This window comes from Streptomyces sp. NPDC005925 (assembly GCF_040638805.1).
Lineage (GTDB): Bacteria > Actinomycetota > Actinomycetes > Streptomycetales > Streptomycetaceae > Streptomyces.
Map to the genome: position 1 here is coordinate 173922 of NZ_JBEXVL010000001.1, position 17699 is coordinate 191620.

A 17699-nucleotide genomic window follows, 5' to 3' on the forward strand; every position below is an offset into this window, starting at 1 on the left:
CGACGGGCACGGCATCGTGCGGTGGGCAACCGCGCGAAACGCGCAGTCGCGCACCTGCTACGGGTTCTTGGACGATCGGCGGAGGCAGACCGGTGCGCGGTTCAGCGGCTGCCGACCGGCCGGGCGGGTCCGCCTTCCCCCGCGACCGGGGCGCCGTGGAGGACGCCCGGGACCGCACCGGCCCGGTGGTTGTCCGGCACGGGGGCGAACCCGCCCTCGGGGTCGGGGACCCGCACCGGTGTGCGGCCGGATCGCGGGTGGCGGGTGAGCACGCGTGCAGCGGCTCGCACGGCCGCCCGTCTCCTGCGGGGGCGCGGTGAGCCCGGAGAGGGACGAGGTCCGCGCTCGGCGGGGCCGGAGCCCGGCCGTCCGGCCCCGTTCAGCACCTCGTCCACGGCGCTGACGGCGACGGTGCCCCGTCGTCCGTCGACTTCCTCGGGGCACTCGACAGCCGCGCGGAGCGATGCCTTCTCGCCCAACTGCCCGCCGCACAGGAGGCCTGACGGTGCGTCGCCGTCGAGCGTGCGAAGGTCCTCCGGTGACGTCATGTCCCTTCTCTCCCCCCTAAAGCTTTCAACAAAGCTTTCAAGTGAGAAAATAGCCCGGAGACGCGACGTCCATCAATCGAACCTCGCGCGGCCCGGCAGTCCCGCCCGCGGGGCGGATGTGCCCGGGCCGGCTCGCGAGCCCGGCCGCCGTGCACCTGGCCCGCGTCCGGCGGGCCCGCCCGAGCTTTACCGGTGACCGGCCGCCGCTGCATTCTTGCGATGCTGCAGCGAGTTCGGTGCAGTGTGCACGCGCCACTGCACTGGTTCCTGGCGCGGAAGGAGAAGAGATGGACACCCCCGCCCCGGCCGGACGCACGGTTCCCCTGACCCGGCTGGCCCAGAAGGCCGCTTGCCTGGCGCAGGTGGTGAACGCGACCGTCCGCGACGCCGCGTCCGACGCCGGCCTGACCATCGCCGACGCGGACGTGCTGCTGGCCCTGCGCAACACCCCGGGCCACCGGCTGAGACCGACCAGCCTCTCCACGGCCTGCGGGCTGTCCTCCGGCGGCACCAGCAACGTCATCCTCCGGCTGGTGCAGTCGGGGTACGTCACCCGGGAGGCGAACGTCCACGACGGCCGCAGCACATGGGTGCAGCTCACCCCCGAGGGTGAGACGCTCGCGCGGTCGGTGCTGGCGGCGGCCACGGCCGAGCACTCCAGGTTCTACGACCGGCTGCCCGACGACACCGCGGCCGCCCTCGAACGTCTCCTCGACACCGCCCTGCACCACCTGGAGGGGCGGGACACACGGCCCGCCGAGGCGCCGTCGCCGTGACGTGCGGTCCACTCCCCCGGGGCGGCCCCGGTACTCGCCGCCGCACGCCAGGGGCGGGCGGGGGCCGCGTGCCTCACCTGCCCACCGCGTACCCCTGCATCCCGCGCGGGTTGGCCCCCGCCGACAGCACGCCGGTCTCCGGGTCCCGGGCGACCGCGCACAGCCGGCCCTCCGACCACGGGTCGCCCACCGTCACGTCGTGCCCGCGGCGCCGCAGTTCCCCGATCACCGCCGGGCCGAACCGGGACTCCACGGTGACGCTGCCCGGTCGCATGCCGCGCGGGTAGAAGGAGCCGGGGAAGCTGTCGTTGTGCCAGTTGGGGGCGTCGATGGCGCCCTGGAGGTCGAGGCCGCCGCGGACCGGGGAGCGCAGGGCCACCGCCAGGAAGAAGTGCAGCTGCCACTGGTCCTGCTGGTCGCCGCCCGGTGTGCCGAACGCCATGACGGGCACGCCGTCGCGCAGCGCGATCGACGGGGTGAGGGTGGTGCGGGGGCGGCGGCCCGGGGTGAGGGTGTTCGGCAGGCCGTCCTCCAGCCAGGTCATCTGCAGGCGCGTGCCCAGCGGGAAGCCCAGCTCGGGCACGACCGGGTTGGACTGGAGCCAGCCACCGCTGGGCGTGGCGGCGACCATGTTGCCCCAGCGGTCCACGACGTCGATGTGGCAGGTGTCCCCGCGCGTGCCGCCGTCCGCGGTCACCTCGGGCTCACCGGGCACCGGGGACGCGGGTCCCTTGGCGACGGTCGGCTCGCCGATGCCGAGCGCGTCGAAGGCGCCGCCGGCGGGAGCGGGCAGCAGCGCGTGGTCGCTCAGGCGGGGGGCACGCCCGCCCGGGCTGCCGGGCCGCAGCTCGCGGCTCGCCGGTTCCCCGATCAGGGCGCGCCGGGCGGCGTTGTACTCGTCGGAGAGCAGGTCCCGCAGAGGGACGTCGGCGGCGTCCCCGTACCAGGCCTCCCGGTCGGCCATGGCCAGCTTGCAGCCCTCGATGAGCAGATGGAGGTAGTCGGCGGTGCCGTACGCGGGCAGTTCGGGCGGCAGCAGCGCCAGTTGCTGGAGGAGGACCGGGCCCTGGCTCCAGGGACCGGCCTTGCACACGGTCCAGCCGTTCCGGTCGTACGTCACCGGCGTCTCGTACGTGGCGGACCAGGTGGCGAGGTCGTCGCCGGTCAGGGTGCCGGTGTGGTGTTCGCCGCTGGTGTCCATGGTGGGGCGGGCGGCTTGTCGTATCAGGGCCTCGGCGATGAAGCCCGTGCGCCACACCTCCCGCGCGGCGTCGATCTGGGCCTCCCTGCCGCCCGCGCCCGCGACCTCCGCGAGGAGGCGGCGCCAGGTGGCGGCGAGGGCCGGGTTGCGCAGGAGTTCACCGGGGCGGGGTGCGCGCCCGCCCGGCAGGTACACCTCCGCGGACGACGTCCACTCCGTCTCGAACAGCTCACGTACGGTGTCGACGGTCTCGCCGACGCGTTCCACGGGCGCGTGGCCGTGTTCGGCGTATCCGACGGCGTACGCGAGGACGTCGGCGAGGGACTTGGTGCCGTGGTCGCGCAGCAGCAGCATCCAGGCGTCGAAGGCCCCGGGCACGGCGGCGGCGAGCGGGCCGGTGCCGGGCACCAGGTCCAGGCCGAGGCCCCGGTAGTGCGCGGCGCTCGCTCCGGCCGGTGCGGAGCCCTGCCCGCACAGCACCCGCACGTCACCACCGGCGGGCGCGAGCAGGATCGGCACCTCACCGGCGGGCCCGTTGAGGTGCGGTTCGACGACGTGCAGCACGAACGCCCCGGCGACGGCCGCGTCGTAGGCGTTGCCGCCGTTCTCCAGGACGGCCATCGCCGACTGCGAGGCGAGCCAGTGCGTGGAGGACACCATCCCGAAGGTGCCCTGGAGAGTGGGTCGGGTCGTGAACTGCATCTCTCACCTCGGTGCATGCGCGGCGTGGTGCGTCGGTCCACCTGGGAGCATGAAGGAACCCCCGCGTTTTGTCTGCACCCGGGCCCGCGCCCCCACCCGCCTCGCGCACCCCCCGCGCAGGGGTGGGCGGCGGGCCCCGCCGAGGTGGCCGGGCCCGCCGCCGGACCGCTATTGATAGCGGACGTGCAGGTGGTTGTCGTGGTTCGGGTAGCTGGTGGTCAGTCCCTCCGAGATCAGCTGCGGGTCGTTGAAGAAGATCAGCGCGACGTGGCCGGGGGCCTTGGCGCGGATCTCCTGGACGAGCAGGCGGGTGGCGGCCCGGTCGTAGGTTCCCGACTGCCAGGTGATGCGTGCCCCGGTGCATTGTGCGGAGTCGGTGCGGATCGGCCACACGTCGATGTCCATGCCGACGTCGTGGCTGCCGTGGCCGGGGATGTCCCCGCCGTGCTCGAAGCCCGCGTCGCCGACCGGCAGGGCGCCGTTGCCGGTGCCGGCGAAGGTGGCGGCGGCGGCCTCCAGCTGGGCGACGGCGCCGGCCGTCGCCCAGTGGGCGTCGGCATTGCCGTCGGGGCTCTCGGCGCACATCGTGCCGGGGCCGAAGGTGATGTTCTCGTAGTGCCACAGGAGGTTCTTCCAGGTGGTCGGCCCGACGATGCCGTCCACTCCGAGCCCCGCGTGCGACTGGAAGGTGCGGACCGCCGTCGTGGTGCCCGCGCCGAAGACCCCGTCCACCGAGAGGCCGGCGCCCCGTTTCGCGTTGAGCTCGGACTGGAGCGCCGTCACCGCCGGGCCGCTGTCGCCCTGGCGCACGGTGATGGCGAGCGCGCCCCAGGTGGCGGGACCGGCGACGCCGTCGGCCGTGAGGCCCTTGGACTGCTGGAAAGCCACCACGGCGCTGCGCGTGCCGGAGCCGAAGACACCGTCCGCCGGCACCGGGTGGCCGTGGGCGGTCAGCAGGTGCTGCAGCGCGACGACGTCGGTGCCACGGTTGCCGTTGCTCGCCAGCGGGAACGCGGCCTGGGCGAACGCCTGCGCGGGGAGGCCGGATCCGAGGAGCAGGCCGGTGAGCGCCGCGAACAGCGTGATGATCCTGACGAGGTGTTTCACGACGTCTGCCTCACTTTCCCGACTGGAGGGCGCCCCAGGTGCCGGGGCCGACGATGCCGTCGGCGGACAGCCCGCGCGAGGACTGGTAGTCGCGCACGGCCTGGCCGGTGCCGGAGCCGAAGACGCCGTCGATGCCGACCGTCCGGCCGAGCGCGGCGGTCAGGGCGCGCTGCACGCGGGTGACGGCCTCACCCGTCGAGCCGCTCTGGACGGTGGTGGTGGCGCCGCGGGACAACAGGGCGGTCCAGGTCTTCGGTCCGACCGCGCCGTCGGCCGCGAGGCCCTTGGCGGCCTGGAAGTTCTTGGCGGCGGTGGTCGTGGCGGAGCCGAACACGCCGTCGGGGGTGCCCGGGTCGTAACCGGCCGCCTTCAGCAGGCACTGAGCCGCCTTGACGAGGTCGCCGGACGATCCGCTCTGGACGGTGGTGTACGCGGTGAAGTCGAGGTTCGCCCCGCTGCAGCTGGGAGCGGGCGGGGTGCCGGTGCCGAGGTCCAGGTAGTCGCGGTCGATGTTGATCGAGTAGCCGCCGTAGGACTCGGTGACCTCACCCACGTACTGGTGGATGCGCTGGTGGCCGGCCCAGTAGGTGGAGGGGACGTACGTGCCGGTGTTGGTGTCGGCGGCGCTGTTCCACCAGGCGTAGAAGAGGTGGTCGACCCGCGTGTAGGCGCTGTTGTTGTACTCGGCGGCCGCGTCCTTGATGCCGGAGGCGGCGCTGGAGTAGAAGCCCGACAGGTAGCCGCTGCTGTGCAGCCGCTGGGTCCAGCCGGACAGGTACGACAGCACGGCGGCCTTGCAGGAGGCCGTGGAGGTGTACGCCTCGATGTCGCTGTAGATGGCGCTGCCGGACGGGATGCCGAGGTTCGACGCGGCGGTGACGGCGGTGGCCGCCGCGGAGACGCCCTGGGACTTGGCCGTGGCCGGGTCGGCGGACATCTTCAGCGAGTAGTTGGTGCACGGGGCCTGACGGCCGACGTCGATGGGGAACAGGCGCCATCCGTTGCTGGTCTGGGCGGTCACCCAGCTCGCGGTCAGGTTGGGCTGGGCACAGCCGCGGAAGGAGCCGGAGATGTAGACGCCGATCGCGCTGTACGGCGAACTGGCCTCCCAGGCGTTCATGGCGGCCTGGGAGGGCGCGGCGCAGGCGTCGAAGCCCTTGCCCAGGTAGCTGCCGGGCTGCGGTCCGGCCGCGGCGAGGGACGCGGTGCCGGACCGCTGCGCCGCGCCGGGCAGCTCGGTGCGTTCGGCGCCCGCGGTGAGCTCGGCCGTGGCGAGGACGCCGCGCACCGTCTTCTCGGTCGCCGGGGTGTGGGCGGCGGTGACGAGGACGCCGGCGTCCTCGACCGCGACCTGGATGGTGCCGTTGTCCGACACCGCCGACGGCGCGGTGGCCCTGCCGCGCGGCGTGCGCGCGGTGACCGCCGTCGTCAGGCGGGCGGAGCGGGCGGTGATGGGTTCCACGACGAGGCCCGCGGTACGGCCGACGACCCGTGACGGGCAGTCGTTCTGGTCGGCGGGCGCGCCCAGGTAGACGGCGGGTCTGTCGAATCTCAGGCAGGCGCGTGGGTTCTCGGTGAGGTCGACCACCGTCCAGTCGGCGGGCACGTCGACGCGGTAGCCGTGGTACGTGACGGTCTGCTGGTCGCGCTCGGGCGGGGAGGCCGCCTGGGCGGAGCCGGGGACGGCGAGCGCGCCGGTACCGGCGAGGACCGCCAGCACGGCCGTGGTGGCGCGGGCGCGCCAGGTCATGCGGGACGACGACATCAGGGCACTCCTGATCGGATGCGGGGGAGGAAGTGGGGCGGGATGTGACCGTGGGAGGGGCAGGGCGGCGGTTCAGGCGCCGCGCCCCGGGGCGGGCCGGGCGCGGCTCGTACGTCCGGCCACGTCTGCCTCGGAGGAGGAGCGACACCCACTCACAGCCATGCCCATGACAATCGGGAGAAGTCGGCACACACGCCTCACATCGCACCTCCGCCTGATGCACTCCGCCGAGTCCCGCTTCACCCGAGAGGGCTGAGCAGAGTGTGGCGCCGGAGCCGTAGCGTGTCTACCGGGTCACCATCTGCCACTGGACCAGACCACCGACACCGCCGCCGACGGGCACGGCAACCGGGCAGACACCTCACCACACGGACGCCACGGGCACCGCGGCCGGTGAACCGCGTCACCGTCCGGGCACGGAGCGGGGTGGCCCTTCCGCCCCACCGGGAGTCGTGTGACACTGTCGTCCCGTCCGCAGTGCGGACCACCTCCGCACCGTCCGTTCCCCCACGAGAAGTGCGCCGTGCGTTCCCTTCCCCTGTCGCTCGCCCTGACCGCGCGCCTGTCACCGGTGGCCGTGCTCGCCGTCGCGGGCTGGGCGCTGTCGTCCGGCCCGCTCGCCACGGCACCCGCCGCCGGGCAGAGCTCCCAAGAGGCGACCACCCCCCAGTCCCAGCCGGGCTCCGCCCCCTCGGCGGACCCGGAGTCGACGACCTACTCCGCCTCCCCCGCGCCCTGCTCGGCCATCGCCGCCAAGACGGTGAAGTCCCTGGTGCCGGGCGCGAAGGTGGGCGGCAAGGAGATCAAGTCGACGGACGCCGAACTGCGCCGCACCTGTTCCTGGAACGCCCTCAAGGGCTACGACTACCGCTGGCTCGACGTCTCCTTCGAAGTGACCTCGTCGGAGGAGAAGGCGAAGAGCGGGTACGACGAGCACACCTCGGAGAAGAGCGGCGGCGGCAAGGTGCCCGGACTCGGTGACGAGGCCTACTCGGTGGTGAACCTCGTCACGGAGGACGGACAGCAGACCCGTGAGGGCACCGTCGTCGCCCGCGCGTCGAACGCCCTGGTGGTGGTCACGTACAACGGCAGCGACTTCGAGTCCAAGAAGGCGCCCGGGACGGACGAGATCAACAAGGGCGCCATCAAGGCCGCGAAGGACGCCGTCGCCGCGCTGAAGGGCTGAGGGGCTGAGGGGCCCGAGAGGGGCGGCCGGGCCCACGGTCCGCGCCGCGGGACCCGGCCGTACTCCCGGGCCGGGGCTCAGACCTGCGTCCGGCCCTTCCCCCGCATGAGCATCAGCGCCAGGTACAGCACCGTGGACGTGGCGAGGCCCACCGCCCAGCCGTAGTCGGCCAGGTCGGCCAGGGCCGGGACGGGGCGGCCGTCGATCAGGGGGTGGAAGTCGGCGCCCCCGACGGCGAGGACACCGCCGGCGGCGAACGCGACGACGGCGCGCCAGTTCCAGCCGCCGTCGTACCAGTAGCGGCCGCCCGTGCGGTACAGGTCGACGAGGTCGAGGCGGGTGCGGCGCAGGATCCAGTAGTCGGCGACGAGGATGCCCGCGACCGTGCCGAGCAGACCGCCCACCAGGCCGAGCCAGGTGAAGATGTAGCCCTGCGGGTCGGAGTACAGCTTCCACGGGAAGATCAGTACGGCGAGCACACAGGTGATGAGGGCACCCGTGCGGAAACTGATCCGGCGCGGCGCGACGTTCGAGAAGTCGAAGGCGGGTGAGACGAGGTTGGCCGCGATGTTCACCGACAGGGTCGCGACCAGCACGGTCACCAGCGCGAACAGCAGCCCGACCGTGTTGTCGGTCTTCGCGGCGAGCTGCACCGGGTCCCAGATCGCCTCGCCGTAGACGGCCTGGCTGCCGGAGGTGACCATCACGGAGAGGAACGCGAACAGCGTCATGGTGGTGGGAAGCCCCAGGGACTGCCCCCAGGTCTGCGCCCGCTGGCTCTTGCCGTAGCGGGTGAAGTCCGGGATGTTCAGCGACAGCGTGGACCAGAAGCCGATCATGCCCATGAGCGCCGGGGCGAACAGCTTCCAGAAGTCCGGTCCCCAGCCCAGCCGGGACGGCTGGTCGAACAGCGGGCCGAAGCCGCCCGCCTTCCGGCTCATCCACCACAGCATCACGAACGCGCCGACGAGCACGAAGGGCGCCGCCCAGTTCTCGAAGCGGCGGATCGTCTCCATGCCCCGGTAGATGATGGCGACCTGGAGCGCCCAGAAGATCGCGAACGACAGCCACATGGTCCAGGGGTGGCCGCCGAACTGCCCGGCGTCCGTCCAGCCGTCGCCGATCAGCTTGCCCGCGAGGAAGTAGATCGCCTCGCCGCCGATCCAGGTCTGGATGCCGAACCAGCCGCACGCCACCAACGCCCTGACGACCGCGGGCAGGTTGGCGCCGCGGACGCCGAACGAGGCGCGGGCGAACACCGGGAAGGGGATGCCGTACTTGGGCCCGGCGTGCCCGGTGAGCAGCATCGGGACGAGCACGATCACGTTGGCCAGGGCGATGGTGAACACCGCCTGCTTCCAGTCCATGCCGACGGCGATCAGACCGGAGGCCAGGGTCCAGGAGGCCGTGTTGTGGGCCATGCCGACCCAGAGGGCCGAGAAGTTGTACGTGGTCCAGGTCCGCTTGCGGGCCGGGACGGGCAGCAGGTCCTCGTTGGCGTACGGGCCACTGGGCTGCGGCGCGTCCGGGGCGATCTCCACCCGCCCGTCGGCGAGGGTGACCTGGGTCGTCGGGGGTATGGCCGTGGGAGCGGTGTCGGTCATGGGCAGGCCAATCGGTGGTGTGGGTCGGGAAAGGCCGTGTGGGTCCGGACCCCGTTGCGCCGGGGCCCCCGGTCCCCCGGGGCAGACAGGAGGACCGGGGCATCGGACGGGGGATCGGGTGCGGTGAGCGGGCGGGGCGGGGGAAGCGGCGGGCTGCCGTCAGGCGTTGACCGCGGGGATGACGTCCCGGGCGTACGCGTCGATGACGGCTTCCTGCGCGTCGTGCATGTTGTACACGGCGAACTGGTCGACGCCCAGGTCCCGCAGGGCCCGGAGTTTCTCGACGTGCCTCTCGGGCGGGCCGATGAGGCAGAACCGGTCCACGATCTCGTCCGGCACGAACCGGGTGTCGGGGTTCCCGCTGCGGCCGTGGTGGGCGTAGTCGTAGCCCTCGCGTGCCTTGATGTAGTCGGTGAGTTCGGCGGGCACCGCGGCGGAGTGCTCCCCGTACTTGGCGACCAGGTCGGCGACGTGGTTGCCGACCATGCCGCCGAACCAGCGGCACTCGTCGCGGGCGTGCGCGAGCGCCTCGGGCGAGTCGTCCTCGGTGACGTAGGCGGGCGCGGCGACGCAGACGGTGACCGAGTCGGGGTCGCGGCCGGCGTCCGCCGCCGCCTGCTTCACGGCCTTGACCATGTACTCGGTGAGGTAGAGGTCGGCGAGCTGGAGGATGAAGCCGTCGGCCTCCTCGCCGGTCATCTTCAGCGCCTTCGGGCCGTACGCGGCCATCCACACGGGCAGTTCCGCGCCCGGCCGGACCCAGGGGAACTTGATCACGGTGCCGCCGAGGTCGGCCTCCTCGCCCCGGCCGAGGGCCCGGATCACCTTCATCGCCTCGCTGATCCGCGCGAGCGTGTTGGGTTTGCGGCCGGCGACGCGCATCGCGGAGTCGCCGCGGCCGATGCCGCACACGGTGCGGTTGCCGAACATGTCGTTGAGGGTGGCGAAGGTGGAGGCGGTGACCTCCCAGGTGCGGGTGCCCGGGTTGGTCACCATCGGGCCGACGGTGAGTGAGGTGGTGTTGGCGAGGATCTGGCTGTAGATCACGAACGGCTCCTGCCACAGCACGGCGGAGTCGAAGGTCCAGCCGTGTGTGAAGCCGCCCTGTTCGGCGCGCTTCATCAGGCTGACCACGCGTGAGGCGGGCGGGTCGGTCTGCAGGACGAGTCCGAAGTCCATGGGCACTGGCACGGCTCCTAGGTGAGGTACTGGCAGGTGGAGCGGGGCGTGTAGACGCCGTGACCGGCCCGGCCGGTGTACTCCCGCTCGGTGATGACGGGTACGCCGCGGGACAGGACGGTCTCGACGCGGCCGGTGACCCGGCGGCCCTCGTACGCCGAGTAGTCCACGTTCATGTGGTGGGTCTCGGCGGAGATGACCTGCTCGGCGTGCGGATCGTAGATGACGACGTCGGCGTCGGCGCCCGGCGCGATGGTGCCCTTCTTCGGGTACATGCCGAACATCCGGGCCGGGGTGGCGCAGGCGATCTCGATCCACCGCCGGCGGGAGATGTGCCCGTCGACGACGGCCTGGTGGAGCAGGTCCATGCGGTTCTCGACGCCCGGCAGGCCGTTGGGGATCTTCGAGAAGTCGCCGCGGCCCAGTTCCTTCTGGCCGGTGAAGCAGAACGGGCAGTGGTCCGTGGACACCACCTGGAGGTCGTTGGTGCGCAGCCCCTTCCAGAGCTGCGCCTGGTGTTCGCGGGGCCGCAGGGGCGTCGAGCACACGTACTTGGCGCCCTCGAAGTCCGGCTCGGCGAGGTTGTCCGTGGACAGGAACAGGTACTGGGGGCACGTCTCGCCGAAGACGTTCAGCCCCTCGTCCCGCGCGCGGGCCAGTTCGGCGAGCGCCTCCGTCGCCGAGACGTGCACGACGTACAGCGGGGCCCCGGCGACCTGGGCGAGTTTGATGGCGCGGTGGGTGGCCTCCGCCTCCAGCAGGGCCTTGCGGACCTCGCCGTGGTGGCGCGGGTCGGTGTCACCGCGGGCGAGGGCCTGCTCCACGAGCACGTCGATCGCGATGCCGTTCTCGGCGTGCATCATGATCAGGCCGCCGTTGTCGGCGGAACGCTGCATGGCGCGCAGGATCTGCCCGTCGTCGGAGTAGAACACCCCCGGGTAGGCCATGAACTGCTTGAAGCTGGTCACGCCCTCCTCGACCAGCAGGTCCATCTCCTTGAGCGTCTCCTGGTTCACGTCGGAGACGATCATGTGGAAGCCGTAGTCGACGGCGCAGTTGCCCTCGGCCTTGGCGTGCCAGGCGTCCAGGCCCTCGCGCAGCCCGTGCCCGACGCTCTGCACGGCGAAGTCCACGATCGTGGTGGTGCCGCCCCAGGCCGCGGCGCGGGTGCCGGTCTCGAAGGTGTCGGAGGCGAAGGTGCCGCCGAACGGCAGCTCCATGTGGGTGTGGGCGTCGACGCCGCCCGGGATGACGTACTTCCCGGTGGCGTCGATCGTCCGCTCCGCCGTGAAGGTCTCGGCGGCCGGGGTGCCGGTCGCGGCGAGGGCGGCGATGCGGCCGTCCTCGATCAGGACGTCGGCGTGGATCTCGTCGGAAGCGGTGACGACGAGGCCACCGCGGATGACGGTACGGCTGCTCATGCGTGGTCGCTCCTCCCAGTGTGAGGGGGCCGGTGGTCTGTGGCTGGTCGCGCGGTCCCCCGCGCCCCTCGCGGGGCGCGGGACCCGCGCGACCACGTCTCGGCTACGGCGCGGTCAGCGGCCCGTACGCGCCCGGTGCGCGGTCCCTGTAGAACTGCCAGCGGTCCCGGACCTCCCGCAGCTTGGCCATGTCGAGGTCGCGCACGACCAGTTCGGGTTCCTTGTCGCTGGCGACCTCGCCCACGAACTGGGCCTCGGGGTCCACGAAGTACGACGTCCCGTAGAAGTCGTTGTCGCCCAGCGACTCCACGCCCACGCGGTTGATCGCGCCGACGAAGTACTCGTTGGCGACGGCCGCCGCCGGCTGCTCCAGCTGCCACAGGTAGCCGGACAGGCCGCGGGAGGTCGCCGACGGGTTGAACACGATCTCGGCGCCCGCGAGGCCCAGCGCCCGCCAGCCCTCCGGGAAGTGCCGGTCGTAGCAGATGTACACGCCGATCCTGCCGACGGCGGTGTCGAACACGGGCCAGCCGCTGTTGCCCGGGCGGAAGTAGAACTTCTCCCAGAAGCCCTTGACCTGCGGGATGTGCGTCTTGCGGTACTTGCCGAGGTAGGAGCCGTCCGCGTCGATGACGGCTGCGGTGTTGTAGAGGACTCCGGGCTGCTCCTCCTCGTACATCGGCAGGACGAGGACGATGCCCAGTTCGCGGGCGAGGGAGCGGAAGCGCTCCACGATCGGGCCGCCGGGAATCTGCTCGGCGTACTCGTAGAACGCGGGGTCCTGCACCTGGCAGAAGTACGGCCCGTAGAACAGTTCCTGGAAGCACATCACTTGGGCGCCCTGGGCGGCGGCGTCGCGCACCGCCTGCTCGTGCACCGCGATCATGGACTCCTTGTCGCCCGTCCAGGCGGTCTGGAAGACGGCGGCACGGATCACTCGGCTCATCGGGACCTCCGGTCGCTCGGTGTGCGGCGAGCCTAGGAAGTCGGCGGGCGTGCGGTGAGTGACACGGTGTCACGTCTGCGGGTGCGCGACGTGTCACCGTGCCACTCCCCGCTGCGTTCATGTCGCACCGCCGCTTCCGCTGGTCGTTTCCCTGGTGGTCCGGTGGGTGGGTCAGCGCTGTTGCGCGTCGTGCGCGAGGAGCGCGATGTGCACGGACGCGGCTTGCTCGAAGTCGTCGAGGTCGACGCCGAGCCGGGCCTGTATCGCCTCCAGGCGGCGGTAGAGCGCGGGCCGTGAGACGTGGTGGAGCTGCGCGGTACGGGACTTGTTGCGACCTGTCGCGAGGTAGGTGCGCAGCACGGACAGCAGGTCCTCCAACAGGTCCTCGTCCGGTCCGCACAGCAGCCCGTCCAGCTCCCGCTCCGCGAAGGTCTGCACGTGCGGGTCGTCCCGCAGCAGCCGGATCAGGCCGCGCAGGTGGACGTCCCCGAGGCGTACGACGGCCGGCAGGTCGCGGACGGCCGGGCTGTCGGCCACGGCGTCCGCGACGTGCCGCGCCTCGCGCAGCCCGGCGGGTACGTCGTCCCAGGCGATGCGGGTGCCGGCCGCCGCCACGACCGGCGCGGGCGCCCCCTGCCCGGAGCGCAGCCGGGCCGCGAAGTGCGCGGTGAGCGCCTCGGCGTCCTGGTCGCGGGCGAGGCTGAGCAGCACGGCGGTCGCCCCGTCGGCGAGCTGCGCGGCCAGCCCGGGCAGGCCCAGCAGCCGCAGTGTCCGGTCGAGTTGGCCGGGCGTCCGGTCGCGGACGACGAGCGGGACGAAGGCCCGCCGGTTGACCGGCAGTCCGGCGGCCCGCGCCCGCGGCAGCAGCTGCCGCGCCGGTACGACGCCGCTGACGAGGTCGGTGAGCAGGCTCTGCGCGGACTGCTCCTCCCAGCCGGCCGCCTCGCTGCCGCCGAGCATGCGGTGCAGGACGAGGGCCTCGGCGGCGCGTTCGGCGAGCAGCCGTCCGGTGGTGCGGTCGCCTCGGTGCCCGCACAGCACGAGGCGCCCCCAGCGTTCGCCGCGCCCGGCGAGTTCGGCGCGGATCCAGCCGTCGCCGGCGCTGCCGCCCGCCTGCCGGGCGATGCGCTCCCAGTCGCGCAGCACGTCGTCCACGGCGGAGCGCTCCCCCGCGGTGGCGAGGACGCGGTGGGCGAGGTTGGTGACGACGACCGGGCAGGCGCTGTGCCGGGCCACCTCGTCCAGCAGACGCTGCAGCGGGGCGCCCGACGTGATGAGCGCGGTCAGTTCGGTGCGGACGGCCTCGGACAGGCTGACGGCGGCGAACTTGCGCCGTACCAGCCGGCACTGCACCTCCTCCGTCAGTTCCGCGAAGGGGAACGGCCGGTGCAGCACCACCAGTGGCAGGCCGCACCGCTCGGCCGCCCGGCGCATCACGTCCGGCGGGGCGGGGAAGGCCCGGCCGAGTCCGAGGACGACGGCCGCGGCCTCCGCGCGGTGCAGGGAGCGGATGTACTCGGCCTGCTTGTCCTCGTCCCCGGCGAGCAGCACCCCGGTGGTCAGCACCATCTCGCCGCCGCTGAGCATGACGCCGACGTCGGCCGCCTCCGCGACGTGCACCCAGCGCACCGGCCGGTCGAGCTGGCCCGCGCCGGCCACCACCTCGGGTTCCCCGGCCTGGACGCGTTCCAGCGTGAGCACCTGCCGCACCGACAGGGCGGGTTCCAGGGGCTCCCAGAGTGGCGGGGCGGTGGTCATGGTGGCTGTTTCCCTCGCTCGGGGACGGCACGTGCGGGACCGTACGGAAGGCCCCCGGTACGTACGCGGCCGTCCGTACTACTGAAGACCTCTCAGCGCGTCTTCCAGGATCGCGGCGCCCTCCTCCGCCTCCGAGACGGTCAGCGACAGGGGCGGGGCGATCCGGAGGACGCTGGTGTCGTGCCCGCCGCCCTTGCCGACGAGGAGGCCGCCGTCGCGGGTGGCCTCCAGCACGGCGGAGACGGCCCCCGGGTCGGCGTCGTCGGTGCCGGGTTCCGCCAGCTCGATGCCGATCATCAGGCCGCGCCCGCGCACTTCGCGTACGTGCGGGACGTGCGCGGCGGCGGCACGCAGCCGTTCGATGAGCATGCCGCCGACGCGCCGGGCGTTGCCCTGGAGGTCGTGTTCCAGCAGGTAGGAGAGGTTGGCGAGGGCGGCGGCCATGGTGATCTGGGTGCCGCCGAAGGTGGAGATGGAGTGGGCGTCCAGGCAGTTCATGATCTCGGCGCGGGCGACGACCCCGCCGACGGACATGCCGTTGCCGATGCCCTTGGCGAAGGTGAGCATGTCGGGCGGGCCGCCGCGGCCGTGCGCCTGCCAGCCCCAGAAGTGCTCGCCGGTGCGTCCCCAGCCGGTCTGCACCTCGTCGGAGATCCACAGGGCGCCGTGGTCGTCGAGCACCTCGCGGAACGCCGCGTACAGCCCGTCGGGCGGGGACGTGAAGCCGCCGACTCCCTGCACCGGCTCGGCGATCAGCGCGGCCGGCGCCCGGGTGTGACCGAGGATGTCCTCGAGGTCGTCCACGCAGGCGGCGACGAAGTCGTGGTCGTCGAGATGCGCGTAGGGTCCGCGGGTCCGTACGCCGCCGTGCACGTACAGGGTCTGCAGCGGGGACAGCGAGGTCGGCGACCAGCCGCGGTTGCCGGTGATGCCGACGGAGCTGAAGGAGCGGCCGTGGTAGCTGTTGCGCATGGCCAGGATCGTGTTGCTGCGCCGGTACGTCGTGGCGAGCAGCAGCGCCGTGTCGTTGGCCTCGGTGCCGGACGTCGTGAAGAACACCCGGGCGTCGGGGATGCCGCTCAGCCGGGCGACGCGCTCGGCGAGCTCGACCATCGGCCGGTTCAGGTAGAGCGTGGAGGAGTGGACGATCCGCCCGGCCTGCTCGCCGACCGCCTTGGTGACCTCGGGCAGGGCGTGCGCGGTCGCCGTGGTGAGGATGCCGCCGAAGAAGTCGAGGTAGCGGTTGCCGTCGGAGTCCCAGACGTGGCGGCCCTCGCCGTGCGTGATCTCCAGGGGCTCGTCGTAGTAGAGGGCGAGCCAGTCGGGCAGGACGGACCGGTGGCGGCCCAGCAGGTCCCGGTTCACGGCCGCGCCAGCCCCTCGTACGCGTCGGGCCTGCGGTCCCGGTAGAACGCCCACTGCTGCCGGACCTCCTCCACGAGACCGAGGTCGAGGTCGCGCACCACGAGTTCCTCCTCGCTGTCGCTGGCGACGTCGCCGACGAACTGCCCGCGCGGGTCCACGAAGTACGACGTGCCGTAGAAGTCGTTGTCGCCGTACTCCTCCTGGCCGACGCGGTTGATCGCGGCGACGAAGTACTCGTTGGCGACGGCTGCCGCGGGCTGCTCCAGTTTCCACAGGTGGGACGAGAGACCGCGGTGTGTGGCGGAGGGGTTGTAGACCAGTTGCGCGCCCGCCAGGCCGAGTTGGCGCCAGCCCTCCGGGAAGTGGCGGTCGTAGCAGATGTAGACGCCGACCTTGCCGACGGCCGTGTCGAAGACGGGCCAGCCCGCGTTGCCCGGCCTGAAGTAGTACTTCTCCCAGAAGCCCTTGACCTGCGGGATGTGGTGCTTGCGGTACGTGCCGAGGTACGAGCCGTCCGCGTCGATCACGGCCGCGGTGTTGTAGTAGAAGCCGGACTGCTCGATCTCGAAGACCGGGGCGACGATCACCATGCCCGTCTCGCGCGCGAGGGCCCGCATCCGCGTCACGGTCGGCCCGCCCGGCACCGGCTCCGCCCAGCGGTAGTGCTCCGGGTCCTGGACCTGGCAGAAGTACGGCGCGTTGAAGACTTCCTGGAATCCGATGATCCGGGCGCCCCGCCGGGCGGCCTCACGGGCGTACTCCTCGTGTTTCGCCACCATGGACTCGGTGTCGCCGGTCCAGGTGGCCTGGACCAGGGCGGCGCGTACGACGTTGGCCATGAGCTGCTCCTTCGACGGGACGTCAGAGCCTCTGCACCCGTGGAGCGGGGCCGTGGAGGCTCGAACGTAAGCCTCCGGGACGGGCTTGCCAAGACCATCGCCGCCAACCGCGCGCGCCGCCGTGTTTCACCCTCCGGTGGGCGCGCCACGCCGTCGGCCGGTGGTGTGCCCCGCGGCGGGCGCGCACACCAGGTCCCCGTGCCGCTCGGCGCCGGCTCCGCCGGGACGGGCGGCGCCTCAGAGCGGCGTGAGCGCGCACCGTCCCGCGAGGTCGTCCATCGACAGTCCGAGCGCTCCGGCGAGCGCGGCGACCGTGAAGAACGCCGGTGTCGGCGCCCGCCCGGTCTCGATCTTGCGGAGTGTCTCGGCGGAGATGCCGGCGCTCGCGGCGATCGACGCCATGCTGCGGTCGCCGCGCGCCTCGCGGAGCAGCCGCCCGAGGTGTTCGCCGCGTTCGCGTTCTTCCGGGGTCAGGGGGGTGCGCACCATGACCACCATGATAATACCGGTATAGTAATTGGCATGGTGGAGTTGAAGACGGACACATCGATCGATGCCATGCACGCGGCGGGACAGGTCGTCGGGCGCGCGCTCACAGCCGTACGGCGCGCCGCCGACGTGGGAGTCTCCCTGCTGGAGCTGGACGAGCTGGCGCACGGGGTACTGCGCGGGTCGGGCGCGTCCTCGCCCTTCCTCGGCTACCGCCCCCACTTCGCGGCCACACCGTTCCCCGCGGTGCTCTGCACGTCCGTGAACGACGCGATCGTGCACGGCGTCCCGACCCGCTACCGGCTGCGCGACGGCGACCTGCTCTCCGTCGACTTCGGGGCGGAGCTGGACGGCTGGGTCGGCGACTCGGCGATCAGCTTCACGGTCGGCAGGCCGCGCCCCGCCGACCTGCGGCTGATCGAGACGGCGGAGCGCGCCCTGGCGGCGGGCATCGAGGCGGCCGTCACCGGCAACCGCATCGGTGACATCGGGTACGCGATCGGCTCGGTGTGCCGGGGCGCGGGCTACGGTCTCATGGAGGACTACGGCGGCCACGGCGTGGGCCGCCGCATGCACGAGGACCCGCCCGTGCCGAACGAGGGCCGCCCCGGCCGCGGACTCGCGCTGCGCCACGGGATGGTCCTGGCGATCGAGCCGATGCTGATCGCCGGCGGCACGGACAGCTACCGCACGGCGCCCGACGGCTGGACCCTGCGCACCGGCGACGGCTCGCGGGCCGCCCATGTGGAGCACACGGTCGCGATCACGGACCAGGGCCCCCGCATCCTGACGGCACGGCAGCCGGAGTAGCCG

Annotated in this window: 14 protein-coding genes; 3 read left to right on the plus strand and 11 right to left on the minus strand. The window is 72.6% G+C overall.

Features of this window, described 5'->3' with window-relative positions:
• Positions 1–835: 835 nt before the first annotated feature.
• Positions 836–1324, plus strand: coding sequence for a MarR family transcriptional regulator (locus tag ABZ354_RS00770; protein WP_358651479.1), 489 nt, complete (start codon positions 836–838; stop codon positions 1322–1324).
• A gap of 73 nt (positions 1325–1397) precedes the next feature.
• Here the strand turns inward: ABZ354_RS00770 and ABZ354_RS00775 are convergent, their stop codons facing one another.
• The 3 genes from ABZ354_RS00775 to ABZ354_RS00785 all read right to left on the minus strand — a co-directional run bounded on the left by ABZ354_RS00775 (position 1398) and on the right by ABZ354_RS00785 (position 6099).
• Positions 1398–3227 carry a gamma-glutamyltransferase gene (locus tag ABZ354_RS00775; RefSeq protein WP_358651481.1) on the minus strand — a complete coding sequence of 610 codons (1830 nt, stop codon included), beginning with the start codon at positions 3225–3227 and terminating at the stop codon, positions 1398–1400.
• Between the two features lie 168 nt (positions 3228–3395).
• Entirely contained in the window at positions 3396–4334 is a 939-nt protein-coding gene (locus ABZ354_RS00780) for a penicillin-insensitive murein endopeptidase (RefSeq protein WP_358651483.1), read from the minus strand.
• A gap of 10 nt (positions 4335–4344) precedes the next feature.
• Positions 4345–6099 carry a glycoside hydrolase domain-containing protein gene (locus ABZ354_RS00785; protein WP_358651485.1) on the minus strand — a complete coding sequence of 585 codons (1755 nt, stop codon included), beginning with the start codon at positions 6097–6099 and terminating at the stop codon, positions 4345–4347.
• Between the two features lie 523 nt (positions 6100–6622).
• Between ABZ354_RS00785 and ABZ354_RS00790 the strand changes: the two genes are divergently transcribed.
• On the plus strand, positions 6623–7285 hold the full coding sequence (locus ABZ354_RS00790; RefSeq protein WP_358651487.1) for a hypothetical protein: 663 nt from the start codon (positions 6623–6625) through the stop codon (positions 7283–7285).
• 77 nt (positions 7286–7362) lie between these two features.
• On the opposite strand, the gene ABZ354_RS00795 is transcribed toward ABZ354_RS00790, so the two are convergent.
• The 8 genes from ABZ354_RS00795 to ABZ354_RS00830 all read right to left on the minus strand — a co-directional run bounded on the left by ABZ354_RS00795 (position 7363) and on the right by ABZ354_RS00830 (position 16886).
• Positions 7363–8889, minus strand: a complete 1527-nt coding sequence (locus tag ABZ354_RS00795) for an NCS1 family nucleobase:cation symporter-1 (protein ID WP_358651489.1) — start codon at positions 8887–8889, stop codon at positions 7363–7365.
• A gap of 159 nt (positions 8890–9048) precedes the next feature.
• Entirely contained in the window at positions 9049–10068 is a 1020-nt protein-coding gene (locus tag ABZ354_RS00800) for a TIGR03842 family LLM class F420-dependent oxidoreductase (protein ID WP_358652201.1), read from the minus strand.
• 17 nt (positions 10069–10085) lie between these two features.
• Positions 10086–11489 (minus strand): dihydropyrimidinase, encoded by a 1404-nt coding sequence (hydA, locus tag ABZ354_RS00805; protein ID WP_358651491.1) that lies wholly within the window; start codon positions 11487–11489, stop codon positions 10086–10088.
• A 103-nt stretch (positions 11490–11592) separates the two neighbouring features.
• Positions 11593–12435, minus strand: coding sequence for a nitrilase-related carbon-nitrogen hydrolase (locus ABZ354_RS00810; RefSeq protein WP_358651493.1), 843 nt, complete (start codon positions 12433–12435; stop codon positions 11593–11595).
• Positions 12436–12606: 171 nt separating this feature from the next.
• Positions 12607–14193, minus strand: a complete 1587-nt coding sequence (locus ABZ354_RS00815; protein ID WP_358651495.1) for a PucR family transcriptional regulator — start codon at positions 14191–14193, stop codon at positions 12607–12609.
• Between the two features lie 78 nt (positions 14194–14271).
• Positions 14272–15558, minus strand: a complete 1287-nt coding sequence (locus ABZ354_RS00820) for an aspartate aminotransferase family protein (RefSeq protein WP_358651497.1) — start codon at positions 15556–15558, stop codon at positions 14272–14274.
• Complete coding sequence (locus ABZ354_RS00825; RefSeq protein ID WP_358651498.1) at positions 15555–16397, minus strand: nitrilase-related carbon-nitrogen hydrolase; 843 nt, start codon at positions 16395–16397, stop codon at positions 15555–15557. Before ABZ354_RS00825 ends, ABZ354_RS00820 begins: the two co-directional genes overlap by 4 nt.
• Before the next feature lie 237 nt (positions 16398–16634).
• Complete coding sequence (locus ABZ354_RS00830) at positions 16635–16886, minus strand: helix-turn-helix transcriptional regulator (protein WP_358651500.1); 252 nt, start codon at positions 16884–16886, stop codon at positions 16635–16637.
• A gap of 33 nt (positions 16887–16919) precedes the next feature.
• On the opposite strand from ABZ354_RS00830, the gene map reads away from it, so the two are divergent.
• A complete protein-coding gene (gene map, locus ABZ354_RS00835; protein WP_358651502.1) occupies positions 16920–17696 on the plus strand; it encodes a type I methionyl aminopeptidase in 777 nt (258 codons plus the stop codon).
• The last annotated feature ends 3 nt before the right edge of the window (positions 17697–17699 follow it).